We start from the raw sequence: 25249 nt of genomic DNA, 5'->3' as shown, positions 1-25249 counted from the left end.
ACCGCAGATGCGAAGATCGGGAATGCCGGGTTGAATTTCACACAGCCGTCAAGGCACAACCACTAATTGGTAGGTGTCGACAAAGCTGCTACGATCGCTCCACACCGCAGTTGTCCATTGCGACAACTAAGGAGGTTGCTCATCGGCCTCCCTTCATTGCGGCTCTGCGCCAGACAGCGCCACCGGCATTTTGGGAGTTGGAAAATGTACATCGAAGGAACCGACGGCCCCGACAATCTCAACGGCACCGACTCAGATGACCAGATCGTCGGGAAAAAGGGCGATGATTTCCTGTTCGGCTTCGGCGGCGCCGACCTCTTCACGTACTCCACAGGGCATGACGTCGCCAGCAGCGACGGTAGCGACGGTAGCGACGGCGGAACGGGCAACGACACATTTCAGGCCAACGTCGATTACGTCACGTTCTTCAGCGGCCGGAACGGCTACGTCGGACCCACCTACTACAATCTCGGTGCAGGCAGCGAAGGTTCCGCTGTGTTCACGCTGTCGCAGGATTGGGCGAATTTCAACACCGCGACCGGTGGCACCTACCAGTCGACCGTCACGCTGAAAGGCGTCGAGAATTTCACCTTTAGCGCCACGCATGATCCGGCGCCGCCATCCAGCTACCCGGTTCTGTACTCGACGGATGATCGTGTGACCGTCGGCGATCTGTCATCGGCCGGGCTGACCGGTCAGATCATCTTCTACACCGGCTCAGGCAACGACAATCTGGACGCGCACGCGGCGACGACCCCGATCATCGCAGTGGGAGGATCGGGAGACGACACGCTGACCGGCGGTTCCGGCAACGACACGCTCTATGGCCAGGATGGCAACGACATATTGACCGCGGGCGGCGGATTGGACACGCTCGTCGGCGGCACTGGCGACGATACCTATTACAGCAACAACAACCCCAACACGATCCTCGAGCAATCGAACGAGGGCTACGACACCCTCTACACGACCGACACGTATGTGCGGCTCGTGAACAACGTCGAGAAGCTGCAGTACACCGGTAGCGCGGATTTCATTGGCCTCGGCAACGCTGGTGACAACTGGATTCAGGGCGGTAACGGAGCGGACTATCTCATTGGCCTTAATGGCAACGACACGCTTTACGGAACGGGAGGCCTTTCGAACACGCTTCAGGGCGACACCGGAGACGACACCTATATCGTCGAGAATCCCGGCGACACGCTCGTGGAGTTCGCCAACGAAGGCCACGACACCGTTCTCACCACGCTCACCCAACTGACGTTGCTGCCCAACTTCGAGGATCTGCGATATTCCGGCACGGGTAATTTCACCGGCACTGGCAACGATGCCGACAATTCAATCCGTGGCAACGTCGGCAGCGACCACCTTATCGGCCTCGGCGGCAACGACACGCTCGATGATGGCGGCGATGGGGTGAATTTGCTTGAAGGCGGCAAGGGTGACGACCTGTACATCGTCGGAAGCTCTGCCGACACCATCACCGAATTCGCCAATGAAGGCCACGACACGGTGCAGACGACGCTGTACTCGTTCGCCCTGCCAAGCAATGTCGAAGACCTCACCATTCAAACCGGCATGGGACCATTCACCGGCAACGATCTCGCCAACGTCATCCGCGTCCTTGGTGCGGCCTCGAGGGTCGATGCCGGCGGCGGGAATGACACGGTGATCGGCGGCACGGGCAACGACCTCCTCTATGGCGGCGCCGGCAACGACACGCTGACCGGCGGGCTCGGCGGCGATGAATTGACCGGAGGCAGCGGTGCCGATCATTTCGTGTTCACGACCGCCAACGATGCCGTCGACCTCATCCACGACTTCAGCCGCGCCGAGGGCGACAAGATCGACGTCTCGCAATTGCTCAGCTCACTCGGGCCGGTCGGCGCCGATCCCTTCACCAACGGCGTGCTGACGTTTCAACCTATTGCCGCATTTGGCAGCACAGGGGCACCCGCGACACGCGTGCTGCTCGACGTCGACGGGTCGGTCGGTCCGGCAGCGCCGAGCTCGCTGTTCGTCGCACTCGGCGGCACCGCCGTGTTCGACCACAGCGATTTCATCGTGTAGTCGCCAGCCGGGCACGCACCATGCTCAAGTGATTGCCACGATCCTCTCCGCCAGCACCTCACGATGAGGAGCCCGGCAGGACGAGATCGCGGCAATCAGACGCGAAAAATGCGCGTGTACCGCGACTTGATCGATTCCCCTTCCCGCTCCACCGCTGCGGCGTCGTCCTTCATTGTCTTGATGTCCTTCAGCGGCTTGCGTCCCGGCTTTTCCTGGGCCTGTGCATGCACGGAGCGCAGGCCGCCGATATCGACGTTGAGCTGCTGCCCCTCGCGCCCGAGCGCGAACGCCTGAAACAGCCTTGCGGCGCTGGGATGCGGACAGTCCTTGAAGACACCGTTCGGTCCGACGATCATCGGAGAGCCTTCGCTGGCATAGACCGGCTCGACCGGCCGCCCTGCCTCCTTGATCTGGAAGATGTTGTATTCGTTGCCATCGGCCATCACCGCCCGCTCGCCGAGATCGAGCTTCTTCGGCGGATCGGTCGAGGACTGCACCTGCATGATGTTCTGCTTGGCGAGCTTCTCGAAATAGCCCCAGCCGAGATCGCGCTGCATCTGATAGGTCGCGGTCATGATGGTGCCGCTGTAGCCGGGATGCGCCTTGACGATCTTGCCCTTCCATTTCGGATCGAGCAGATCGGCAAAGCTCGTCGGCGCCTCCTCGGCCTTCACCAGATTGGTGTTGTAGGCGATGATCGACAGCCAGACCCGGAAGCTCGCGAACTGGCCGTCCGCATCGCGATGCTCGTCCGGATAGTACTTTGCGACCTCCTCGGGAACGTAAGGCGCAAGCAGGCCGTCGCGCTTCCAGACGATGAAATGCGCGGCATCGGAGGAGTTGACGACGTCGACAGCATGAATGTTGCTGGCGTATTCCTGGCCGACCCGCTGGAACACGCGCTCGGCGCCAGTACGCTCGACGCGCACGGCGATCCCCGGATATTTCGCCTCGAACGCCCTTGCCAGTTTCTCGGCGACCGGCAGATCGGTCGAGGTGTAGTAGACAACCTGTCCCTCTTTCTTCGCGGCCTCGATCAGCGCAGGCGTCACCGGCTCGGCCGGAGGCGCAGCGGCCATCACCCGCGTCGAAAAGGCGGCACCCGCCAGCACCGCGCCGGACGCCTTCAGCACATCGCGGCGCGACAATCCCGAATGTTTCCTCATGTGTTCCCCCGCACGTGATGGCGAAGTTGATACACCGCCCTGCCGATCTTATTCCGACGCAAGAGAATGAGTCTGTCGTCGACAGCGGCTTCAGGTTGCAGCTAGACTTGTGATTAAGAAACAAGACTAAAGTCGGGGGAGAGCAATGGCGAGCGTACGGAACGTCTTGGTGCTCGTCGTGCTGCTGTGCATCTTGATGGCCGGCACGCATGCAGGCGCCGAAGATTATCCGGTGCGCCCGGTCAGGATCGTCGTTCCGTTTGGTCCCGGCGGCCCAGCCGACGTCGTGGCGCGACAGATCGGCAGCATTTTGCAGGAAGGCCTCGGCCAGCCCTTCGTGGTCGAGAACCGGACCGGCGCCGGCGGGGTGATCGGCACGCTCGAGGTCGCGAAGGCGCCGGCCGATGGCTACACCCTGCTCATGATGTCGAACACCCAGACCGCAAATGAATCGCTGGTACCGCAGCGCAAATACGAGCTGATGCGCGACCTGGCGCCGATCGCACCGCTGAACTCTTCCGATCTCGTGATCGTGGTCAGCCCCGCCGTGCAGGCGAAGACCCTGCAGGAGTTCATCGCGCTTGCCAAATCGCAGCCGGGAAAACTGAACTATGCCTCGTCGGGTCAGGGCACGCCCTATCACATGGCGGGTGAATTGTTCAAAGCCATGGCGGGGATCGATATCGTGCACGTGCCCTATCGCAACAGCGGCGAAGCCCGGAGTGGCGTCATCGGCGGCCAGGTGCAGATGATGATCGATGCCGTTCCCGCGATGGCCCCCAACATCGCCGAAAACCAGGTCCGCGCTCTCGCAACCACAGGCAAGATTCGCTCGGCGGTGCTGCCCAGTGTTCCAACGGTCATCGAGGCCGGCGTTTCCGGTTATGAGGCGACGATCTGGCTTGGCCTGATGGCGCCCGCCGGTACACCGAAGCCGATCATCGACAGACTGAACCAGGCCGTGAATGCGGCGATCAAGCGGCCGGAGGTCGGAAAGCTCTGGGCGGCCCAGGGTGCGCTGCCGATGGCGATGACGCCGGAGCAGTTCGACGCATTCCTGCGCGGCGATATCGTGAAGTGGGCCGATGTCGTCAAGAAGTTCGAGAAGCCCCAGTAAGCGCGGAGTAGAACCGTGGCCATGGAATAGAGCGTATGAAGAACTTGAACATCCTCAGCGGCGGCGCGGCGCAGGGCCTGGTGGGCAGCCTCGCGCCGGCGCTCAAGGCCGAAACCGGCTTCGACATTGCCGGCGAGTTTGGCGCAGTCGGCGCCATGGCCGAGAAGTTGCGCGCCGGCGCACCGGCCGACATCGTGATCCTCACCGCGGCCCTGATCGGAATACTCGCCGACGAAGGACTGGTCGAGCGCAGTTCGATCGCCGACATCGGCCGGGTTGCAACTGCACTTGCCGTTCGCGCCGGCGACCCGCTCGTGCGCGCCGAGGACGCCGCCAGCCTGCGCAGCACCCTGCTCGCTGCGGACGCGATCTTTGTGCCGGACACCAAGGCATCCACGGCGGGAATTCATGTCGCCAAGGTTCTCGCGCGACTCGGCATCGAGAGCGACGTCGCCGAGCGGCTGAAGGTTTTTCCAAACGGCACGACCGCGATGCGGCATCTGGCCGATTCCGACGCGCGGCGGCCAATCGGCTGCACGCAATCGACCGAGATCATCAGCAACAGCGGCGTGGTGCTGTCAGGCGCGTTGCCGCCGGGATTTGAGCTTGCGACCATGTATACGGCCGCCATCGCAACACGAGCATCGGCCGTATCGCAGGCGCAACGTCTCATCGAGTCGCTGACGTCGTCAGGCGCAGCGGAGTTGCGTAGCCGCGCCGGCTTCGTCTCCGAATCTGGATAGCGAATGCCGCGGCTTAACGCGCCAGTTGCGTCAGGCCCGTCGGCGGCCCGTCGACCGCGGTCCAGCCGCCATCGACGAACAGCGTGCTGCCACTGACATAGCTTGCGGCGTCCGATGCCAGATAGGCGACGGCGGTCGCGACCTCATCGGCACTGCTCCAGCGGTTGAACACGGTGTGTCCGGCATAGAGGTTGTAGATATCGGGCCGTTGCTTGAACGGTCCGGTCAGCGCGGTTTCCGCGATGCTTGGTGCAATCGCGTTGACCCGGACACCAGCCCGTCCAACCTCGGACGCAAAGCCCTTCACCAACAGCCCGATCGCCGCCTTGGTCGATCCATAGACCGCAAGCCCCGGCTCGATCGTCACCGCACGCACCGAAGAGCAGGCAATGAGGCTGCCGCCCCGCTGGCTGACCATGATGCGGCCGAACGCCTGGAAGAACCACACCGTGCCCTTGATGTTGAGATTGATGACGCGGTCGAGATCCTCCTCGGTGTAGTCGAGGATGGTCTTGCGGATATTCAGCCCCGGCGTGGTCACGGCGATGTCGATGCGCTGAAATTCCGCGAGTGCTTTCGCCGCCAGTGCCTTGACATCGGCGCGGTCGGCTGCATCGCAACTGGCCGCCGTCGCCGATCCACCCTGCTGACGGATCGCAGCGGCGGTCGCGGCCGCGCCCTCCTGCGTTCGATCGGCGCACAGCACCCGCGCACCCAGCGACGCCAGCGCCTCGGCCGAGGATTTTCCGATGCCCGAGGCCGCGCCCAGCACGACGGCCGTCTTGCCGGTGAGATCAAACAGCTTGCGATAGTCGGTCACACGAAACTCCCTTCAGTGGCGGACGCCAGATCCTACCCGTTCCAATTGCTTTCAGGTCCAGCTTCATATACTAATATATCAGATTTCAGGCCGGAAAAATGCCCGCTCGCGCGCAGAAGAAATCCGAACTCCGTGCCTTGGCCGGCGCGAGACGTGCTGGCCGGCCCCGAACCGCCACCGCGGCCGCCCGGATTCATGCCGACCTGCGCGCCGAACTGGTCTCGTTACAGCGCCGGCCAGGCGATCCGATACCTGAAACCGAAATCGCCCTCTCCTATGGCGTCAGCCGAACGCCGGTGCGCGAGGCGATCTTGCGGCTGGCTGACGAAGGCCTGGTCGAGATCTTCCCGCAATCCGGCATCTTCGTGTCGCGCATCCCGCTCGCCGCGCTCCCCGAAGCGATCATCGTCCGCAGGTCGCTGGAAGAGACCACGACCCGGATGGCGACCGAGCGCGCCAGTTCCAGCCAGATCCTCGGCCTGCATTCCATCCTCGAGCGTCAGCGCGAGGCCGATGCGGCTGATGATCGTGAGGCATTCCATCAGGCCGACGAGGCCTTTCACGCCAGCATTGCCGACATCGCCGGACATCCCGGCATCTGGAAGCTGATTCTTCAAGTCAAGGTCCACGTCGATCGCTTTCGACGCCTCACCCTGCCGCAACGCGGGCGAATGGCCGAGGTCATCGCCGAGCACGAGGCAATCATGGCCGCGATCGAGGCGCGCGATCCCGTATCTGCCGGAGCTGCGATGGTCAGGCATCTCGAACGGCTGCTGGCCGATATCTCCGCCACCCGGCACAATAATCCGGAGTTCTTCGACCAACAAAGCTAGCGACCGCGGCCAAAAACCAACGAGCCCGGCATCAGGGAAGGAAACGACATGGACGATACACGTCGATCGCATCAGCGCCTGGCGCAGCTCAACCGTCGCGACCTCATCAGACTGGGCGCCGGTCTTGGCGCCGCCGTCGCGACGTCAACGTCGGCAACGCATGCCCAGTCGAAAGCGGTGTTCAAGGCCTCCGACGTGCAGCCTCCGGGCTACCCGACCGTGGCGGCGACGGAAAACCTCGGCAAGAAGCTCGCGGCCGCAACCAACGGCCGCCTCTCGCTGCAGATGTTCCCTTCGATGCAGCTTGGCGGCGAGAAGGAGACCATCGAGCAGACCCAGATCGGCGCGATCCAGATGCTGCGCGTCAGCGCCGGATCGATCGGGCCGATCGTCGACGACATCAACGTCGTCAACATGCCGTTCCTGTTCAAGAACATGGCGCATGCCGAAAGGATGATGGACGGTCCCCTCGGGCAAGACCTGCTCGACAAGATTACCGCCCACCCGAACGCCGGACTTGTCGCGCTGTGCTGGATGAATTCCGGCGCACGCAGCCTCTACAACACCAAGCGCGCGATCAAGACAATCGCAGACGTCAAGGGCCTCAAGTTCCGCGTGATCGGCAACCCGATCTTTGTCGACATGATGAACGCGCTGGGCGGCAATGGCGTCGCGATGGGCTACGATCAGGTGTTCAGCGCGCTGCAGACCGGCGTGATCGACGGCGCTGAGAACAATCCGCCGAGCTACGTCTTCAGCAACCATTACACGGCGGCGAAACACTTTTCGCTCACCGAGCACCTGATCGTTCCCGAGGTGCTGGTGTTCTCGAAGCGGACCTGGTCGACCCTTACGGCCGATGACCAGACGCTGATCAAGAAGCTGGCGCGCGAGGCGCAGATGGAGGAACGCGTGCTCTGGAACGAATATGAAAAGCAGGCGATGGAAAAGGCCAAGGCCGCCGGCTGCGAGATCGTCGAGATCGCCGACAAGGCTCCGTTCCAGAATGCGGTCAAGCCGGTATGGGACAAGTATGGTCCGAAGTACCAGGACATGATCGCGCGTATCCAGTCGGCCTGATCCGGCATCGAGATGGCTCGATCATATCGCCGCGCAATGGACATTCTGTATCAGGCTTGCGTCATCACCGGCTGCGTAGCCCTGGTGCTGATCTCGGCCGTAATCCCCTGGGCGGTGTTCACGCGCTATGTCCTGAACAGCGCCGCGTCCTGGCCCGAGCCGCTTGCGGTTCTCCTGACCATCGTCGTGACCTTCATCGGCGCGGCGGCGGGCTATCGGCTCAACCTGCACATGAATGTCGGCTATTTCGCCGGCAAGCTGCCGGACCGGCTCCGCTTCCTCGCCGAACTGGCCGTGCAGCTGCTGATGGGCCTGATCGCGCTGTTCATGATCATCTGGGGCTGGCGGCTCGTCGAAGTGACCTGGCACAACACCATCGCAGACTTTCCATTCCTTTCGGTCGGCGTCACCTATTTGCCGATCCCGGTCGGCGGCCTTTGCCTGCTGCTGTTCATCATCGAGCGGATTTTCCTCGGGGTTCCGCCCGACCCGATCGGACAGCATGGCGAAGTGCCCCTCGACTGACGGCGCGAGGACAGACATGGATATCTTCATCCTGCTCGCGACGATGCTGATCTGCTTCCTAATCGGGATGCCGATCGCCTACTCGCTGGCGATGGCGGCGATCGTCGGCGCGCTGTCGATCGGGATTCCGCTCGAGGCCGTGATGCTGAAGATTTCGGACGGCGTCAGCAAGGTCGCGATGCTGACGATTCCGTTCTTCGTGCTGGCCGGCGCCATCATGGCCGAAGGTGGCATGGCGCGACGCCTGGTGGCGTTCGCCGACGTGCTGGTCGGCCTTACCCGCCTGCGGGGCGGGCTCTCGATCGTCAATGTGCTCGCGACGACATTCTTGAGCGGCATTTCGGGCTCGGCCGTCGCCGATACCTCCGCGATCGGCTCGGTGATGATCCCGCAAATGGAAAAGAACGGCTATCCGCGGGTGTTCGCCACCAACCTGACGATCACCTCGTCGGTGCAGGCGCTGCTGGTGCCGCCGAGCCACAATGCGGTGCTTTATTCGCTGGCCACCGGCGGAACGATTTCAATCAGCGCCCTGTTCATGGCCGGCGTGTTCCCCGGTCTCCTGCTCGGCTTCTCGCTGGTCGTGCTGTGCCTTGCGATCGCCTACCGCGAGAAACACCCGCATGGCCAGGCCGTACCGGCCAAGGACGCGATCCGGATCGCGATCGATGCGTCCTGGGGGCTGATCACGCTCGTGATCATTTTGGGCGGCATTCTCGGCGGCATTTTCACCGCAATCGAGGCCGGTGCCGTCGCCTGCATCTGGGCCTTCTTCGTCACCATGTTCATCTATCGCGACTACCGCTGGCACGACCTGCCGGTGCTGCTGCACCGCACGCTGCGGACGGTTGCGATGGTGATGACACTGATCGCCTGCGCCTCCAGCGTCGGCTACATCATGGCGCTGACCCAGATGCCGGCCAAGATGACGGCCTTCTTCCTGTCGATCTCGGACAACAAATACGTCATCCTGTTCCTGATCAACGTTCTGCTGCTCGTGCTCGGCACGCTCGTCGACATGGCGCCGTCGATCCTGATCGCAACACCGATTCTGTTGCCGGTGATGAAGAATTTTGGCGTCGATCCGGTCCATTTCGGCATGATCATGCTGCTCAATCTCGGCATCGGCCTGTGCCATCCGCCGGTCGGCGCGATCCTGTTTGTCGGCTGCGCGGTCGGCAAGGTCACGATCGAGCAGGTGATGCGCAAGATCTGGCCGTTCTACGCAGTGATGTTCTTCGTCCTGATGTGCGTGACTTACCTGCCGGAAATCTCGCTGTGGCTGCCGCGGCAGCTCCAGGTCCTTCACTAAAGCGATGCACGCATCTTGCGGAGTTGCGGCAAACGCGTCAGCATTGCGCCTAGAAGCGCGCCTGCGCCAGCTCCGTCAAGAAAGGGCACCCGCTGTGAGGATCGTCGACCTGAGCCGAGAGCTCTATCACCGCACCCCGAGCTACCCCGGCCATCCGCCGATCATACACGGCATGTGGAAGACCCACGAAGAGGCCTACGCAGAATCGAGAAACGTCTACGGCTTGGCGTCGATGTTCATCTCGATGGCTGATCACGGCGGCACCCACATCGATGCGCCCCGGCATTTCGGGCCGAACGGCATATCGATCGATTAGTATCCGCTGGAAAAATGCATCGTTCCGGGTATCTGCCTCGACCTGCGTCATATCGCGCCGCGCGCCGAGATTACGCCGGCCGATCTGGAGGCGGCCGTGAAGACAGCCGGGGTGCCGGTACCGAAGGCCGGCACCGTGCTGCTCTGCACCGGCCACCATGCACGGACGTTTCCGCGCAAGGAATACTCCACCGACAATTCCGGCGTGAACGTCGCCGCTACCGAATGGCTCGCAGGGCATGGCATCGTTCATTTCGGCATTGACTCGATGCGTCCGGGCCCCGAGAGCGACGTGAACCTGCTGGTTCACAAGGCCTGCCTCAATCTCGACATCACCCACATCGAAAGCCTGTGCAATCTCGAAGCGTTGCTTGGCCAGGGACAGTTCACCTTCATCGGCCTGCCGATGAAGTGGCGCGAGGGAACGGCCTCCCCGATCCGCGCGGTGGCAGTATTTGACCTGTAAGACCTGATGCGGCTGAGGGACATCGGATGACGGGCAACAGAACCAACCTTCTTTCGCGCCGCGCAATCCTGGCAGCGGGTGGCGCAGTCGCGATTGCCGGCGTTGCAAGACAAGCGAGAGCGGCCGGCTATCCGGAACGACCGATCAAAATCATCGTGCCGTTCGCGCCGGGCGGACCGACCGACATCATGGCCCGCATTCTCGGCACCCATCTCGGAGAGGCACTCAGCGGCACGATCGTGGTCGAGAACCGCGCGGGCGGCGGCGGCAATATCGGAATCGGCATTGCGGCGCATGCCGAGCCGGACGGCTATACGCTACTGATCACGTCGAGCGCCTATGTCGTCAATCCCGGCCTTTACGCCAAGATCCCGTACGATCCGGACAAGGACTTTGCGCCGATCGCTGAGCTCGGCACCTCGCCCAATGTGATCCTGGTCAACCCGAAGCTCGGGATCAACTCGGTCGCAGACCTGATCGCACGCGCGAAGGCCAATCCGGACGAGCTGAACTATGCCAGCCCGGGCCTTGGGACGACGCCGCATCTGGCCGGCGAGCTGTTCAAGATCGTCGACAACATCCAGATGACGCACGTCCCGTTCTCCGGCGCCGGTCCGGCGATCCAGGCGATCCTGGGCGGCACCACCCAGGTTGCCTTTGCGGCACTGCCGCCGGCACACCCGCACATCGCGTCAGGGGCGTTGAAGGCGCTTGCCGTCACCGGAGCCCACCGCTGGTTCGACCTGCCCGACGTGCCGACCATGGTCGAGCTCGGCTACAAGGATTTCATCTCCGACACCTTCCAGGGATTTCTCGCGCCGGCCCAGACGCCGGCTTCCGTCGTCGAGCTGCTGTCGGCGAAATCGATCGCAATTCTGAAGACGCCGAAGATCGCCGACCAGTTGCGCAATGACGGCTTCGAGGTGCTCGCCAACGGGTCCGACGGCATGCGCAGGCGCATCACGGATGAAGTTCCGAAGTGGCGCAACATCATCGCGAAGGCCGGGATCAAGCCGGTCTGATCAAGATTGCGCGACACGCACAGCGTGCAGCTTGCGAGTGCTCACCGGTATCCATACGCTGCCCCACAACAAGAACAAACATAGGGGAGGCGATCGTCATGGCCACAAGGCGGGATTTCCTGAAGGCGGGAGCAACGGCGGCGGCCGGCATCGTGTTCTGCAGCTGCGGGCTCGTGCACAATGCAGAGGCGCAACAATCGCGCCAGAAATTGCCGGTCTCGGTCAGCGGCAAGCGCGTCAAGACCATCGACATCCATTCGCACTGCCATTTTCGCGAAGCGGGCGCCCTGCTCGGTTCCAATGCCGACAAGGTGCAATTGCCGCCGGTCAATGGCGCGGCCGAGGCCTTCATCGAAATCGACAAGCGGCTTGCCGCGATGGACGCACAGGCCGTCGACATGGAGGTGCTGTCGATCAACCCGTTCTGGTACGATCGGGACCGTGACCTTGCCGGGCAGATCGTGAAGGTCCAAAACGAGAAACTCGCCGAACTCTGCGCCTCGAAGCCCGACCGCTTCGCCGCGTTCGCTTCGCTGACGCTGCAGGCACCCGATCTTGCCGTGCAGGAGCTGGAGACGGCCGTGAAGAAGCAGGGGTTGAAGGGTGCGGCGATCGGCGGGGTCGTCAACGGTGTCGAATTCTCCGACCCGAAATTTCATCCCGTCTGGGCCAAGGCCGAGGAACTCGGCGTTCCCCTGTTCATCCATCCGCAGGGCGTGCCGGAGCTCAACAAGCGGCTCTCGGGCAATGGCTGGCTCGGCAACACGATCGGCAATCCGCTGGAGACCTCGATCGCGCTCTCGCACCTGATCTTCGAAGGCACGTTCGACCGCTTTCCCGGGCTGAAGGTCATTGCCGCGCATGGCGGTGGCTATCTGCCGTCGTACGCCGATCGCTCGGACCATGCCTGCCTGGTTGGACCGAAGGGATGCAATCCCGACATCCAGCTCAAGAAGGCGCCGACGGAATATCTCAAGCAGATCTATTTCGACTCGCTGATCTTTACACCCGCTTGGAAGCGACTATCCCTATCCATGGCAATTGAGCCCGGTCGACCACATCTTCGCCTGCTCCTCGCTAAGCGACGACGACAAGGCCAACATTCTTGGCGGTACCGCAGCAAAGCTGCTCGGCGTCGCTGCATGAGGAAGCCCGCAGCGATCTGGCGCCGTCGTCGCGCAGCTGAACGCGACGACGCGTGGGCGGTCAGTAGACGTTCACGGTCCGAATTGCGTTGCTCGGCTGGGCGTTTTGCGCCGGCCGTGCGCTGTCAGGCAGCAGATCGGTGGCAGCGTAGGATCCGGTAAACTCTGCTTGCGCCGCATCGGCGATCCATTTGACCACCGCCGGACGACTGACCACCATGCCGATCAATGCGACGATCACGAGCAGCGGCAAAGCGATGAGCTTGATGCTGAAGCTCTGGTAGTTGCGTTGCGCGTCCTGCTGTCGCTTGTCGAAAGGGCCATGCATGGATTCCTCCACGGTGCAGATGTGTGCTCCACCGAGGCCTCACTTACTGCACTGCACGCGCGACCGCTGTGAATGATTTCACAGGATTAAATCAGTTCACCTTTTCGTGAGAGATCGGGCTTGCTGCAGTCGAAGCGACTATTCGCTGTCGCTTGATCCAGCCTCGACCAGTTCCTGCAGCGCTTCCGGCTTCAGCACGACAATCGCACCGTGCTCGAGCCTCACCAGACCACGCGTCGCCCAGACACGCAGTTGCTTGTTGATGCTCTCCCGCGTCATGCCGACCATCTCGCTGATCTCCTGCTGGGTAATCGAGATGGTACGCCCCTGCGGCTCGCGCTTGTGCTTGTCGCTGAGACGCAACAGCGCACTGGCAAGCCGGCCAGGCAAGTCTTGCAGGATGACCTGCTCGACCTGATCGCTAGTCCAGCGCAATCTCGCGCACAGCAGTTCGATGAACTTCATCGCCAGGGTCGGCTGGCTGCGTACGAACGGAATGAATTCGCGGCGGTCGATCACGAACAGTTCGCAATTGGTGTTGGCGGTGGCATCGGCCGTGCGCGACAAGCCGTCGAGCAGCGCGATCTCGCCGAAGATCTCTCCGGCCCCGATCAGGTTGAGAATCGCATTGCGGCCATCCGGCGACGAGATGCTGATCTTCACCGTGCCGGAGATCACTGCGATCAGGCTCGTGCCCGGATCGCCTTTGGAAAAAATCGCCGTCCCCCGCTTCAGCGTGATGTGCTTGGCATAGCGGCAGAGCTGGTCGAAAGCCTCGGGCTCAAGATCGGCGAAATAGGGATGCTTGCGCAGCACCGACAGCTTGCTGCTGGAAAACGGCGGCGTCCCGGCAGTTCTTTCTATCGTCGCACCGGTCATCGTCATCCAGCAAGATTTGTGTTTGCGTGGCCCGCCGCCAGGAGCGGACGCAGACAAAGCCATCGATCAATGAAAGCAGTTGCTAGTATAGCTCCGGCCAAGGCCTACAGCAACCTGAAGACCGCACCGCACCATCGGGAGTGGAAGCCAACTGAGAGTACAATTTTTGATAAGCGAAATGTCACTCGCGAGGGCACTTGATCGCCGCAGCACGCCCGGCCAAATCTCATCGAACAAGCCGCCTTTCCGCATCTCCGTCGTTTCAGCGCCTTCGGTTCCGCGGCCGGAAATCGCGGTTCAATCGCGTGAAAATCGCCCCTTTCGGGCAAAGGCTGCGGTCCGGTGACGGGTCACCTGATATTCGCGGCTATTGCTCCGCCATTTGCTTAACCATCAACAGCACCTTGCGTGCTGTCCTGCGCGGGTGATCAAACGCGGCAACCCGCTATTCATCAACTTCGGCGAGCTTCCCCTCAAACAGGGAGTGCAGAAAGTGCCACAGATTTGGATGACTTATCGCGAAATTGCTGAAATGTTGGGCTGCGACGCGGACGCGGCGCGCGCCACAACCATTCAGCGCGAGCTGGACCGGAAGAAGAGCCGCGATGGCCTGACTCGCGTCAAGCTCGATCCCGAATTGACCGCGAGGTTTATTTCCATGATCCGGAACGCCGACGCCGCCCTCAACCAGGCTGTCCAGGAGCTCCGCAACATGCATGAAATGATGGCGCGCAGGGCCCGGTCCGGCGGGCATTCCACGATCTACGACGATGGCGGGTTTGCCGTCTCGGGTTGATCGCGCCGAACAACCTCACAGCAGCCTGCCGTCCGGCCCAAAGAATGGATGCGGCCCGTCGAACTGCCCAATCGGAACCTGGTGGGTCACTAACTGCCCGAGTTCCTGACCGGGAAACCAGGCATGGACGTGAAACGCAGGCGGCTCCACCTTGAAGGACGGCACTCGGAGCTGCGCAAGGTCGAGATCCACGGCGTGGTTCGGCGCCGGACATATCGTCACGGGAATTCCGGCGAAGGTGGTCAGCATGGCACGATGAACGTGCCCGCATCCGATCAGCTGCGCGCGCGGGTGGCGCCTGACGATCCCGGCCAATTCGTCGGCATTGAACAGATCCTGTCGATCCATGTGCCAGATACCGCCCTTGAACGGCGGGTGATGCAGGAAAATCAGAGCTGGTCGATCGATCGCCGCCGCCAGCGTGGTGTCGAGCCATTGCAGCGTGGACGTCTCAAGCGTGCCATGCGGTTTGCCGGGAACGCTTGAGTCAAGCAGCAGCAGATCGAGGCCGTGTACCTCGATTTTCTGGTCGAGCGGACCGGCGGCATGGACATAGGGCGCCGCCGGAAACGCCGCACGCATCAACTCGCGCGAGTCGTGATTGCCCGGGATGCCGGCAAACGGAAGCCGAAGCGGCGCCAGCAATCGTTTGAGATGATCGTATTCCTCGGCGGTTGGTGTATCCACCAGATCACCCGAGATCACCACGAAATCGGGCGCAGGTTCGAATGCATTCAGCGTTGCCACGCATCGTTCAAGCGCCTTGGCGGTATCGACACGGCCATAGGCGAGCGCCCCCAGCGGCTTGATATGGAGATCGGATATCTGGGCGATCAGTATTGGTTTCGTCGACATCGATTTTCTCAATCTTCGGATGGCAGCACACGAACGGCCTCAGCGGCGATCGAAAGTCCGATCCGGTCGCCTGCCCTGGCTTGAATTGTGTTGGGAGCATCGACGTTGAGCGGCCTGGTGGAAGCACCACTCACGACGAGCCGCTGTCGGTCACCGACGAAGCTGACGGTGTCAATGATGCCGGAAAGCGGTCCACGCCCGGGTTCGACCACCCGAATGGTTTCAGGACGGATCATGGCGATTGCCTTCGCGACCGACGTCTCGCCGCTGACCGGCAGTCGTCCACCCGGCAGGACAAGGTCTCCGCCTTCCATGGGAGCTTCGACGATGTTGGCCGCGCCGATGAACTCCGCGACGAAGCGATCCTTTGGCGCGAAATAGACGTCGCGCAGAGTCCCGATCTGGGCGATCGCGCCCTTCCGCATCACCACGATGCGGTCACCCAATTCCATCGCCTCGGCCTGATCATGCGTGACATAGATCGTCGTGATGCCGAGCGCGCGCAGCAGCCGGTTGAGCTCGCTGCGCAGCCGATCCCGCAAGGCGGCGTCGAGCGCGGTCAAGGGTTCATCCAGCAGCAGGATGCCCGGCCGGATTGCAACCGCGCGAGCCAATGCAACGCGTTGGCGTTGACCACCGGAAAGCTGATCGATGCGACGGTTCTCCAGCCCCGAAATGTTGGTCAGAGCCACCAGTTCGGCAACGCGCGCGCTGCGCTCATTCCTGGCGACACCGCGAATCTTGAGGCCGTAGCCGATATTCTCCGCCACCGTCATATTGGGGAACAGGGCGTAGGACTGAAATACCATCCCGACATTGCGTCGCTCGATCGGAACGGACGTCACGTCCTTGCCGTCGAACAGAACCTTGCCGCCGGCGTCCGGCAGCTCGAGACCGGCAATGATGCGCAGCATCGTGGTCTTGCCGCAGCCGGACGGCCCGAGCAGCACCAGCGTCTCGCCGCGCGCAATGTCTAGGGTTGCGGGGTCCAGCGCGCGTGTTCCGTCGGCAAATGTCTTGCCGCAGCTCTCGATCCGCACCGATGCGCCGTGCCCGGCCACATTCATCGCTTGTGATCCCTGTCAGCCAGCAGCTGCATGGCGACCAGCAGCGGAATGATCATCACGAAGAAGATCAAGGTGTAGGCGGAAGTCACCTCTAACCGCATCGAGGCGTAGCTGTCGGCAAGTCCGACCGGCAGCGTCTTCGTCAGCGGCGTGTGCAGCATCCAGGTGAGGTTAAACTCGCCGAGCGAAAGCGTCACCACCATCAACGCGCCGGCGAGAATTCCCGGCACGGCATTCGGGACGATCACATCGCGGAATCGCCGCCATGGCGATGCGCCGAGTGAGGCGGCGCCCTCGTCGAGCGTTCTGATGTCGACGGTCGCAAACACCGCCATCACCGACCGCACCATGAACGGCATGGTGAAGACAACGTGGCCGACCAGGATGAAGAGCCAGGAACGGCGGAAGCCGCCGAAGCCGCCATAGGTCAGCAGCAGCGCCAGTGCGATCGCCAGCCCCGGGATCGCCAGCGGCAGCGTGATGATCTCCTCGACGATCCGCGCAAGCCGGCCTCCCCGCACATGCAGTGCATAAGCCGCCGGCACGCCGGCGAGCAGCGTGACCGCGAGGGTCGCGAATGCAATCACAAAGGACAGCAGGATCGTTCCGGCATAGAGGTCCCAGACCTGCAGCACCCATTGCAGGGTCACGCCGGACTGGATGCCCCGAAAATAGTTGACGGTGACGCCGGCGGAGATCGAAAGCGCCGCGGGCACCACCAGGAACGCCGCGACGAGCAGCGTAAAGACGAACTGGCCGGTGAAGATCAGGCGATCGCGCATACGTCACCCGGCCGCCGCGACCGCGCTGCCGCTGAAGGAGCGGGCAAGCGCGAGGATCAACCAGGTGATCAGGCCGAGCCCGACGGAAAGTGCCGCTGACGTGGCAAAATTGGCGGCCAGCGTGAACTCCGTGTAGATCAGCATCGGCAGCACGTCGATGTTGGTCGCCAACGTGAAAGCGGTGCCGAACGCTCCCATCGCCGTCGCAAACGCGATCGCGCCGGACGCGACGAACGCCGGCGCCAGCGCCGGCAGCACGACATCGCGCTGGACCGCCCACGGGCTCGCGCCAAGCGAGCGTGCAGCCTCCTCCAGGCCGACATCCAGCTTCTGCACGGCGGCCATGATGGTGAGAATCACACGCGGGATCGAGAAATAGAGATAGCCGAGGAAGAGCCCATAGATCGAATAGGCGAAGACGAATTTTTCGCCGAACACGCGGTTCGACAGATCGCCGATCAGCCCCTGTCGTCCCGCCAACAGAATGATCATGAAGCCGACCACCACGCCCGGAAAGGCCAACGGAAAGGTCAGCAAGGCGATCAGCACGGCGCGCCCGGGAAAGCGGTGCCGCTGCAGAAACATTCCGGCAATCGTCGCGACGATCAACGTGACGATCGTGGTCGCGGCGGCCAACAGCACCGTATTGATCAGCGTCGCCCGATAGCGGCTTTCCGCAAGGATGGCGAGATATCCGGCGAGCCCGTGCGGACCTTCGGCGCCGACGACCACAAGCCGAGCCATCGGCAGCAGGAAGAAAGCCGTCGTCACGACCGCGAGCGGCAGCAGGCAGAGCCAAACAAAGGACTTTTGCGACATCGTGAGAATGGTGCCCGGCGAGGGGCACCATATTGCCTCAGCGGACCTCGGCGAGATAGCGGTCGACGAAGCCTTTTTGCACGTTTTCCATCTCACCCCAGTCGACGCTCTTGGCGCGGGCATAGTCGCTGTCCGGGAGGAATTTGCCCTTCACCGCGGCCGGCAGTTCGATCGGACGGGCCGGACGCAAATAGGCGTTAGTCCAGATCGCCTGCCCCTTGTCGGATAGAAGATAGTCCATCACCTTCTTGGCCTTGTCCTTGTCCGGCGCGTTCTTCACCAGACCAACGACATAGGGAAACACCACCGATCCCTCGCAGGGAATAACAAACTCGAAGCTGCCCTTTTCTGAATATTTCGCGCGGTAGGCGTTGAAATCGTAGTCGAACAGGATCGGCATCTCGCCTGAGACGACGCGGGCATACGCCGTCTGCTTGGGCACGATCGGATCGTTCTTGCGCAGTTCCTTGAAGAAGCTGATCGCGGGATCAAAGTTGGCGGGCGAGCCGCCCAGCGCCAGATTGATCGCCACCGCGCCGACATAACCAACCGCCGCTGACGACGGGTCGAGATAGCCGACCATGCCCTTGTAGTCGGGCTTCAGAAGGTCCTTCCAGCAGGCCGGCACCGGCTTGCCGCCCAGCGCGTCCTTGTTCACGAACAGGCCGAGCGTGCCGGAGTGGATCGTGGTCCAGTAGCCGTCCGGATCCTTGAGGCCGGCCGGCACCTGGTCCCAATGGACGGGCTTATAGGGCTCGAGCGCATCCTGCGCCTTGGCCTTCATGCCGAAAGTCACGCCGAAATAGCCGATATCGGCGACCGGGTTGCTCTTCTCGGTCAGGATCTGGGCCAACGCCTGGCCGGAATTCTTGTTGTCATGCGGGATGTCGTAGTTGAGATCGGCCTTGATCGCCTTCAGCATCGAGCCCAATCGGCCCATTCCGGCGGGCAATTGTAGCAGATCACGTCCGCTGCCTTGGCGGATTGCCACGGCGCGATCAGCGTCAGCGCCAACACGGCAAGGACAAGGCGGACGGTCTTCATGGGAGGCTCCGGGTCGGCAGGGAAATGAGGACGACAACATCAACCGCGCGATCAAGTATAGACCACGTATGAAGCTTTTGCGACGCGTCTGCTGCTGTGCAGCAAACACCGGAGATGGATGCCAACGATCGGGGCGCTCGCGCCGAGCAAGCGTCTTGCGCTAGGCTGTCGATCAAAAAGAGGAAGCGCCCATGTATCAGCCCGCCGGCGTCAAAACATCGCCCGACCTTGCCATTCCCGATCTGATGAAGGCCTGGGTGCTTGGCGATCCCGATCAGCTTTTCTTGCGCGAAAAGCCGACGCCGGTCCCATCGCGGGCCGAGGTACTGGTCCGCATTGACGCGGTCGCAATCTGCGCGACGGATCTCGAGATCATTCATTCGGGCTCACCGGCAAGCATTCACGGCGGCCTGCCCTTCAACAAGAGCTTTACGCCGGGCCACGAGTATATGGGCACGGTCGCCGCGCTCGGACCCGACGTTGACGAATTCAGGATCGGCGAGCGGGTCAGCGTTGAAATTCACGCCGGCTGCGGCCAATGCAAGCGCTGCCGACAGGGCATGTACACCTCGTGCCTGAACTACGGAAAGCCCGAGAAGGGGCACCGGGCCAACGGCTTTACGACCGATGGCGGATTTGCCGAGTACGCCGTCAATCACATCAATACGCTGGCGCGCGTTCCGGACGGCATGAGCGACGCCGAAGCCACGCTCGTGGTGACTGCCGGGACGTCGATGTATGGCTTGACCGAATTGGGGGGATTGGTGGCCGGCGAGAGCGTCGTCGTGATCGGTCCGGGCCCGATCGGACTGCTTGCGGTCGCGGTGGCCAAGGCGCTGGGCGCAAGCCCGGTGATCCTGACCGGGACCCGCAAGAAGCGGCTGGCGATCGGCCAGGAATTAGGTGCCGATCGCGTCATCAACATCAATGATGAGGATGCGGTCTCAGTCGTCAAGCAACTGACCAATGGGATTGGCGCGGACTACGTTGTCGAATGCGCCGGGACCGAAGCGACGCTCAATCAGGCGATCCACATGACCAACCGCGGCGGCAAGATCTGCCTTGCCGCCTTCCCGCACGAGGCCGCAACGCTGGACATCGCACATCTCGTGCGCAACAACATCTATGCCTACGGCATCCGTGGCGAGGGCCGCAGCGCGACCCACCGTGCGATGGAATTGATGGCCGCGAAGCGGTTCGACGCGACCAAGATCCACACCCACACATTTCCGCTGGCTGACCTGCCGACGGCGCTGAGGTATGCGCGGGATCGCGTGGACGACGCGATCAAGGTCGTCGTTACCAATCGAAAGGCTGAGGCAATCGCAAGCGCTGCAGAGTAGAACGCGCTCCGGCTTGCCCGCGATGCGGAGCCAGCGTCTTCACACCGAGCAGTAACGTTCCTTGATCTCATCATCCGCGAGCAGGTCCTGTGCCGATGCCTGGTGCACCACGGCCCCCTGATCCAGCACATAGGCGCGATCGGCGATATCGAGCGCGAGTTCGACATTCTGCTCGACCAGCAATACCGTCGTCCCCTGCGCCTTCATGCTGCGGAACAACTCGAACATTTCGTCGACCAGCACCGGCATGATGCCCTCGGAGGGCTCGTCCAGCATGATCAGGTCGGGCTTTGCGATCATGGCGCGCGCGATCGCCAGCATTTGCTGCTCGCCGCCGGACATCGTGACGGCCTCCTGATCCATACGCTCGGCCAGCCGTGGAAATATCATCGCGATCTCGCCAATCAGCTCAGCTTCCCGCTTCTTTTCGGCCGAGGCGACCAGGCCGAGCCGCAGATTCTCCCGTACCGATAGTCCCTGCACGATCCGCCGTTCCTCCGGCACATAGGCGAGCCCCAGCGCAAAACGGATGTGCGCCGGCTGCTGCAGCAACTCCTTGCCCTTGAAGATCACCGAACCCCGCGTTCGGTCCATCAGCCCCATGATCGACTTCAGCGTGGTGGTCTTGCCGGCTCCATTGCGGCCGATCAGGCAGACGATTTCACCCCGGGCCACCTCCAGACTGATGTCCTGCAACGCGTGGCTTGCGCCATACCAGGCATTGAGCTTGCTGATCTGCAGCATCCGGTCAGTGCTCCCGCTGCCCGAGATAGACGCGCTTCACCGCCTCGTTCTGTCGCACCTCCTGTGGCGTTCCCTCGGCCAGCAGTTCGCCATGATGCAGCACCAGGATGCGGTCGCTGATGCCGAGCACCAGCTTCATCTTGTGTTCGACCAGGATGACCGTGCGCTCTTTGGCGAGCTTCACGATCAAATCCATCATGGTCCGGGTCTCTTCCGGGCTCATGCCCGCCGTCGGCTCATCGAGCAGCAACAACCGAGGCTGGCTGGCGAGCGCCATGCCGATCTCCAGCGCCCGCTGCTCGCCGTGCGCCAGCGTCTTGGCGGCACGCTCCCGCGACTCCCACAATCCCACCAGGACCAGCAACTCATCTGCCCGTTCGACCAATTCGCCCAAGCGGGCACGTGGGCGCCAGATGTCGTATCTGGAGACCAAGGCTTGCAGGCCAACCCGGATGTTCTCACGCGTCGTCAGCTGGGGAAATACGCTGGTGATCTGAAACGACTTAGCGATCCCCATGTGTGCAAAGCGATGCTGCGGGAGTCCCGTGACATCCTTGCCCTCGAATTCAACGCTGCCGCGCGAGGGCGGAAAGGCGCCGCACAGCAGGTTGAAATAGGTGCTCTTGCCCGCGCCATTCGGCCCGATGATGGACGTGATCGCGCCCTTCGAAAACTCCGCGGAGATATTGTTGAGCGCGACAAACTTCCCAAACGTCTTGCCGACGCCCTTGGTGCGCAGGATGATTTCGCCCGCCTGCCCTGCCATGGCCGTCATCGCCGCCGCCTCGCTATCAGCGTGCCCCAGATACCGGCTGGGAAGAACAGCACGCACGCAATGAAGATGGCCCCGACGATCAGTTGCCAGTGAACCGTCCACACCGAAACAACGTTCTCCAGAACCAGGAAGACCGCGGCGCCGATCATCGGCCCGAAGAATGTCCCCATGCCGCCCAACAGCGCGACCATCACCACCAGGCCCGACGTCTCATAGTGCAGGATCTCGATCGGAACGATCGAAAGATGAAGCGCCTGCAGTGCACCCGCGAGGCCACAGAAGCCGCCCGACAGGACAAACGTGAGCAATCGGGTCACGGTGACGTCATAGCCCGATGCACGCGCGCGCATTTCGTTCTCCCGCACGGCTTCGATGACAGCCCCGAAGGGAGACGCAAGGATGCGTGACATCACAAAAAAAGCGGCAATCACGAAAGCAGCGATGACGTAGTAGCGGATCATCGGATTGATGAAATCGATCCGCAAACCGAACAGATCGATGGTCCGGACATTGATACCACGGAGGCCGTTCTCGCCCCCGGTCCAGTCGACGGCCTGATAGAACAGGTAGTAGACGCACTGCGAGAGCGCCATCGTCACCATCGCAAAGTAGATGCCGCGGGTCCGGATCGCGAGCACACCGATCAACAGCGCCATCAACAGGCCACCACCAACGCCTGCCGCGATCGCCACATACCACGGCCAGCCGAAATGCACGATGGCAATGCCGCAAAGATAAGCGCCGGTTCCGAACAGCGCGGCATGACCGAACGAGAGCAGCCCGAGATAGCCGAACACCAGATTGAACCCGAGCGCATACAGCCCGTAAATCAGGATGTTCACCGCCAGGGCGGTAAACGGCATCACCAGAGGGAAAATCAGGATCACCGCGGCGGCGAGGCTGGCGCGATGCCGCGTCGCGAAATCGTACCAGCTGATGGTGGCTGCGTTCGGATGCTTGAAGGATTCGGCGGCTTCGGTCATGCCCGGCTCAGCTCAACAATCCAGCGCGACCGAAGAAGCCCTGCGGGCGCACGATCAGGACGATTGCCATCAGGGCAAAGATCGACACCTTGGCCATTTCGGGCGCAAACAGCGACGTCATGCTGACGACGACGCCGACCAGGAGGCCCGCCAGCACCGCACCGCCGATCGAACCCATGCCGCCGACCACCGTCACCACAAAGGCTTCCGCGAGAATGGTGCCACCCATCTCGGGAATGACGCCCTGCAGCGGGGCGGCGAGCAGGCCGGCGAAGCCGGCGATCGCCGTTCCAATTCCGAACACGATCAGCCAGACCCGAGATACGTCGACGCCAAGGACGCGAACGATTTGTGGATCGCGCGCCCCGGCACGGATGATGAGACCGAAGCTGGTTCTCTCCAGGAATAGCCAGAGCGCCAGCAGCACGGCTGCCGTCGCACCGATCACGAACAACCGGTAGAGCGGAAAGTATCCGACACCAATATTGACGGCACCTTGCAGAATCTCGGGCGTGTCGAAGGGATAGCCGGTCTTGCCGAACGCAATGCGCACGCATTCGACCATCACATAGCTCAGCCCAAAGGTCAGCAGCAGCGGGTAGTCAATCCCGCGACCATACAGCGGCCGGATCAACACTCGCTCGACCGCAAGACCGAACAACCCGATCAGGAGCGGCACCGCCACCAGGCAGAGCCAGAAATTGCCGCCGATCGAGATCAGGTAAAGCCCGACATAGGCGCCGACCATGTAGAACGCCCCATGGGCGAAGTTGACGACGGTCAGCATCCCGAAGATCAGCGAAAGTCCGATCGCAAACAACACGTAGATTGCGCCGAGCGCCAGCCCGGCGAACAATTGCAGCGCGATCAGATCAAAGCTCAAACCCGCCATTCATCCTCCCAAAGCGGCGCGCACCGCCATTGGCGCGCGCCATCTCGTGAACTCAGCTCTTGTGGCCGAGCAATTCACAGGTACGCAGGTTCTTTTCGTTGGGCTCTTCGGTCGCAAGGACTTCGAACACATCCGAGTCGTTCCTCATGTCCTTCGACTTCGATTTGATCACGAGCACCGACTGCACCGACTGATGATCGCATTTGCGATAATATTGCGGGCCCTTGTAGTAGTCGTACTTCAGGGCCTCGAGCGCTGCGACGACCTTGTCGGTCTCGACGCTGCCCGCGGCCTTGACCGCCGCGAGCACGGTCCGGACGCCGCCATAGCCGAGCGCGCCGTAGTCGGTCGGCAACTTGCCGTCATACATCTTGCGGAACGCCTCATTGAACGCCTTGGTCGAGGCGAATTTGTCCTCGATGCCCCAGTAGAACGAGCAACCGCCGACCACGCCTTCGAACGCCTGCGCGCCTGCGGCCACGCGGCTGGCGTGCGAGAGCAGCGGCGCAATGATCTGGATCGACTTTTTGATGCCGAAGTCGGTTGCCTGCTTCAGCGCGATCTGCTGGTCCCGGCCAAAATTGCTGATGCACAGGATGTCGGGCTTCAGCGCCTGAAGGCGCGGCAGCAGGGTCGAGAAATCGGACGTTCCCAACGGATGACGAATATCGCCGAGGTTCTCGATGTTGAATTCCTTGCCGACCTCGAGGAAGCCGCGAACCATTTCGTGGCCGTAGGCGTAATCGGCGGTCAGGAAGGCAACCTTCTTGCCAAACTTGGAGAAAGCGTAGCGGCCGACCGCGCCGGAGGTCATGTGCGGATTGAGGGCCTCGTGGAACGTGTACTTGCTGAAGTCGGCGGCCTCGTTGATGGCGTCGGACTGGCTGATCGAATTGAAGATGATGCCGCGCTCTTTGGTGACGTTGTTGATCGCGAGTTGGACGGCCGCGGAGAGGCTGCCGACCACAAAATTGACTTTCTCCTTCTCGACCAGCTCCAAAGTCCGCGTCGCAGCCTCGCCCGGATTCAGCTTGTCGTCGCGCACGACAAGCTCCGCCTTGCGGCCATTGAGGCCACCGGCCTCATTGAACTGGGCCACGGCCAATTGTCCGGCACGAACCTGGTCCTGCGCCTCGGCGCCATAGGGACCAGTCAAAGGAACAGGGAAGCCGATCTTGATCGGCGCTTCCTGCGCCTGGAGGAGATTGATGCGAAAGGGTGAGACGGCGAGAACGACGCCGGCGCTCGCTGTCGTCAGTAGCCGCCGGCGTGACATCCATCCAGCTTTGGTGGCCCTCTTCGTCATGGCTATCCTCCCCAAGAATTGT

At 62.3% G+C, this 25249-nt stretch carries 24 protein-coding genes and 2 pseudogenes; 12 read left to right on the top strand and 14 right to left on the bottom strand.

All coding sequences use genetic code 11. The features are described from left to right. Positions 1-135 precede the first annotated feature (135 nt). Positions 136-2070, top strand: coding sequence for a calcium-binding protein (locus CI41S_RS45085; protein WP_139863201.1), 1935 nt, complete (start codon positions 136-138; stop codon positions 2068-2070). 95 nt (positions 2071-2165) lie between these two features. On the opposite strand, the gene CI41S_RS32765 is transcribed toward CI41S_RS45085, so the two are convergent. After that, positions 2166-3236: an ABC transporter substrate-binding protein gene (locus tag CI41S_RS32765; protein ID WP_244626756.1), complete on the bottom strand. Its 1071-nt coding sequence runs from the start codon at positions 3234-3236 to the stop codon at positions 2166-2168. A gap of 145 nt (positions 3237-3381) precedes the next feature. Between CI41S_RS32765 and CI41S_RS32760 the strand changes: the two genes are divergently transcribed. Together CI41S_RS32760 and CI41S_RS32755 are read left to right on the top strand one after the other, a co-directional pair. Next, positions 3382-4353, top strand: a complete 972-nt coding sequence (locus CI41S_RS32760) for a tripartite tricarboxylate transporter substrate binding protein (protein ID WP_139863200.1) — start codon at positions 3382-3384, stop codon at positions 4351-4353. Between the two features lie 35 nt (positions 4354-4388). After that, a complete protein-coding gene (locus CI41S_RS32755) occupies positions 4389-5096 on the top strand; it encodes a molybdate ABC transporter substrate-binding protein (RefSeq protein ID WP_139863199.1) in 708 nt (235 codons plus the stop codon). A 13-nt stretch (positions 5097-5109) separates the two neighbouring features. On the opposite strand, the gene CI41S_RS32750 is transcribed toward CI41S_RS32755, so the two are convergent. Continuing rightward, positions 5110-5916 carry an SDR family NAD(P)-dependent oxidoreductase gene (locus CI41S_RS32750; protein ID WP_139863198.1) on the bottom strand — a complete coding sequence of 269 codons (807 nt, stop codon included), beginning with the start codon at positions 5914-5916 and terminating at the stop codon, positions 5110-5112. A 98-nt stretch (positions 5917-6014) separates the two neighbouring features. Between CI41S_RS32750 and CI41S_RS32745 the strand changes: the two genes are divergently transcribed. From CI41S_RS32745 to CI41S_RS32710, 7 genes and pseudogenes are all read left to right on the top strand, one after another. Continuing rightward, entirely contained in the window at positions 6015-6749 is a 735-nt protein-coding gene (locus CI41S_RS32745) for a GntR family transcriptional regulator (protein WP_139863197.1), read from the top strand. Between the two features lie 48 nt (positions 6750-6797). Continuing rightward, positions 6798-7829, top strand: coding sequence for a TRAP transporter substrate-binding protein (locus CI41S_RS32740; RefSeq protein ID WP_139863196.1), 1032 nt, complete (start codon positions 6798-6800; stop codon positions 7827-7829). A gap of 36 nt (positions 7830-7865) precedes the next feature. Further along, positions 7866-8354, top strand: a complete 489-nt coding sequence (locus CI41S_RS32735) for a TRAP transporter small permease (protein WP_244626755.1) — start codon at positions 7866-7868, stop codon at positions 8352-8354. A 16-nt stretch (positions 8355-8370) separates the two neighbouring features. After that, on the top strand, positions 8371-9666 hold the full coding sequence (locus CI41S_RS32730; protein WP_139863194.1) for a TRAP transporter large permease: 1296 nt from the start codon (positions 8371-8373) through the stop codon (positions 9664-9666). 4 nt (positions 9667-9670) lie between these two features. Continuing rightward, positions 9671-10447 (top strand): annotated as a pseudogene (locus CI41S_RS32720) (cyclase family protein). Positions 10448-10473: 26 nt separating this feature from the next. Next, on the top strand, positions 10474-11469 hold the full coding sequence (locus CI41S_RS32715) for a Bug family tripartite tricarboxylate transporter substrate binding protein (RefSeq protein ID WP_139485025.1): 996 nt from the start codon (positions 10474-10476) through the stop codon (positions 11467-11469). Next, the gene (locus CI41S_RS32710; RefSeq protein WP_244626754.1) at positions 11427-12776 is read left to right on the top strand and encodes an amidohydrolase family protein; all 1350 of its coding nucleotides are present in this window, start codon (positions 11427-11429) and stop codon (positions 12774-12776) included. Before CI41S_RS32715 ends, CI41S_RS32710 begins: the two co-directional genes overlap by 43 nt. On the opposite strand, the gene CI41S_RS32705 is transcribed toward CI41S_RS32710, so the two are convergent. Together CI41S_RS32705 and CI41S_RS32700 are read right to left on the bottom strand one after the other, a co-directional pair. Beyond that, positions 12676-12942, bottom strand: coding sequence for a hypothetical protein (locus tag CI41S_RS32705; RefSeq protein WP_139485023.1), 267 nt, complete (start codon positions 12940-12942; stop codon positions 12676-12678). The two genes, CI41S_RS32710 and CI41S_RS32705, sit on opposite strands and share 101 nt — an antisense overlap. A gap of 138 nt (positions 12943-13080) precedes the next feature. Further along, on the bottom strand, positions 13081-13821 hold the full coding sequence (locus CI41S_RS32700) for a Crp/Fnr family transcriptional regulator (RefSeq protein ID WP_139863564.1): 741 nt from the start codon (positions 13819-13821) through the stop codon (positions 13081-13083). 424 nt (positions 13822-14245) lie between these two features. Between CI41S_RS32700 and CI41S_RS44050 the strand changes: the two genes are divergently transcribed. Further along, on the top strand, positions 14246-14617 hold the full coding sequence (locus CI41S_RS44050) for a hypothetical protein (protein ID WP_175607169.1): 372 nt from the start codon (positions 14246-14248) through the stop codon (positions 14615-14617). A 15-nt stretch (positions 14618-14632) separates the two neighbouring features. Here CI41S_RS44050 and CI41S_RS32690 read toward each other — a convergent pair whose 3' ends face one another. From CI41S_RS32690 to CI41S_RS32670, 5 genes and pseudogenes are all read right to left on the bottom strand, one after another. Next, on the bottom strand, positions 14633-15472 hold the full coding sequence (locus CI41S_RS32690) for a phosphodiesterase (protein ID WP_139863190.1): 840 nt from the start codon (positions 15470-15472) through the stop codon (positions 14633-14635). Positions 15473-15480: 8 nt separating this feature from the next. After that, a complete protein-coding gene (locus CI41S_RS32685) occupies positions 15481-16539 on the bottom strand; it encodes an ABC transporter ATP-binding protein (protein ID WP_139863189.1) in 1059 nt (352 codons plus the stop codon). Continuing rightward, positions 16536-17321, bottom strand: coding sequence for an ABC transporter permease (locus tag CI41S_RS32680; RefSeq protein ID WP_139863188.1), 786 nt, complete (start codon positions 17319-17321; stop codon positions 16536-16538). The genes CI41S_RS32685 and CI41S_RS32680 overlap by 4 nt, the downstream gene beginning before the upstream one ends. Before the next feature lie 3 nt (positions 17322-17324). Next, entirely contained in the window at positions 17325-18140 is an 816-nt protein-coding gene (locus CI41S_RS32675) for an ABC transporter permease (RefSeq protein WP_139485020.1), read from the bottom strand. Between the two features lie 37 nt (positions 18141-18177). Then, a pseudogene (locus CI41S_RS32670) lies at positions 18178-19184 on the bottom strand (ABC transporter substrate-binding protein). 191 nt (positions 19185-19375) lie between these two features. On the opposite strand from CI41S_RS32670, the gene CI41S_RS32665 reads away from it, so the two are divergent. Then, on the top strand, positions 19376-20527 hold the full coding sequence (locus CI41S_RS32665) for a zinc-dependent alcohol dehydrogenase (RefSeq protein ID WP_139485019.1): 1152 nt from the start codon (positions 19376-19378) through the stop codon (positions 20525-20527). 39 nt (positions 20528-20566) lie between these two features. Here CI41S_RS32665 and CI41S_RS32660 read toward each other — a convergent pair whose 3' ends face one another. Genes CI41S_RS32660 through CI41S_RS32640 form a run of 5 tightly spaced genes read right to left on the bottom strand, consistent with a single transcriptional unit; the run spans position 20567 to position 25227 of the window. Beyond that, on the bottom strand, positions 20567-21271 hold the full coding sequence (locus CI41S_RS32660; protein WP_139485018.1) for an ABC transporter ATP-binding protein: 705 nt from the start codon (positions 21269-21271) through the stop codon (positions 20567-20569). 4 nt (positions 21272-21275) lie between these two features. Next, positions 21276-22046: an ABC transporter ATP-binding protein gene (locus CI41S_RS32655; protein WP_139863187.1), complete on the bottom strand. Its 771-nt coding sequence runs from the start codon at positions 22044-22046 to the stop codon at positions 21276-21278. Continuing rightward, positions 22043-23029, bottom strand: a complete 987-nt coding sequence (locus tag CI41S_RS32650; protein ID WP_139863186.1) for a branched-chain amino acid ABC transporter permease — start codon at positions 23027-23029, stop codon at positions 22043-22045. The genes CI41S_RS32655 and CI41S_RS32650 overlap by 4 nt, the downstream gene beginning before the upstream one ends. A 7-nt stretch (positions 23030-23036) precedes the next feature. Beyond that, the gene (locus CI41S_RS32645; protein WP_139485016.1) at positions 23037-23921 is read right to left on the bottom strand and encodes a branched-chain amino acid ABC transporter permease; all 885 of its coding nucleotides are present in this window, start codon (positions 23919-23921) and stop codon (positions 23037-23039) included. Between the two features lie 52 nt (positions 23922-23973). Continuing rightward, positions 23974-25227 (bottom strand): ABC transporter substrate-binding protein, encoded by a 1254-nt coding sequence (locus tag CI41S_RS32640; RefSeq protein ID WP_139863185.1) that lies wholly within the window; start codon positions 25225-25227, stop codon positions 23974-23976. Positions 25228-25249: the final 22 nt, after the last annotated feature.

The sequence above is a fragment of the Bradyrhizobium ivorense genome, from assembly GCF_900696085.1.
GTDB classification, from domain to species: Bacteria; Pseudomonadota; Alphaproteobacteria; order Rhizobiales; family Xanthobacteraceae; genus Bradyrhizobium; species Bradyrhizobium ivorense.
The sequence above is the reverse complement of the archived record's forward strand: the minus strand, read 5'-3'. Positions and strand labels throughout refer to the sequence as shown.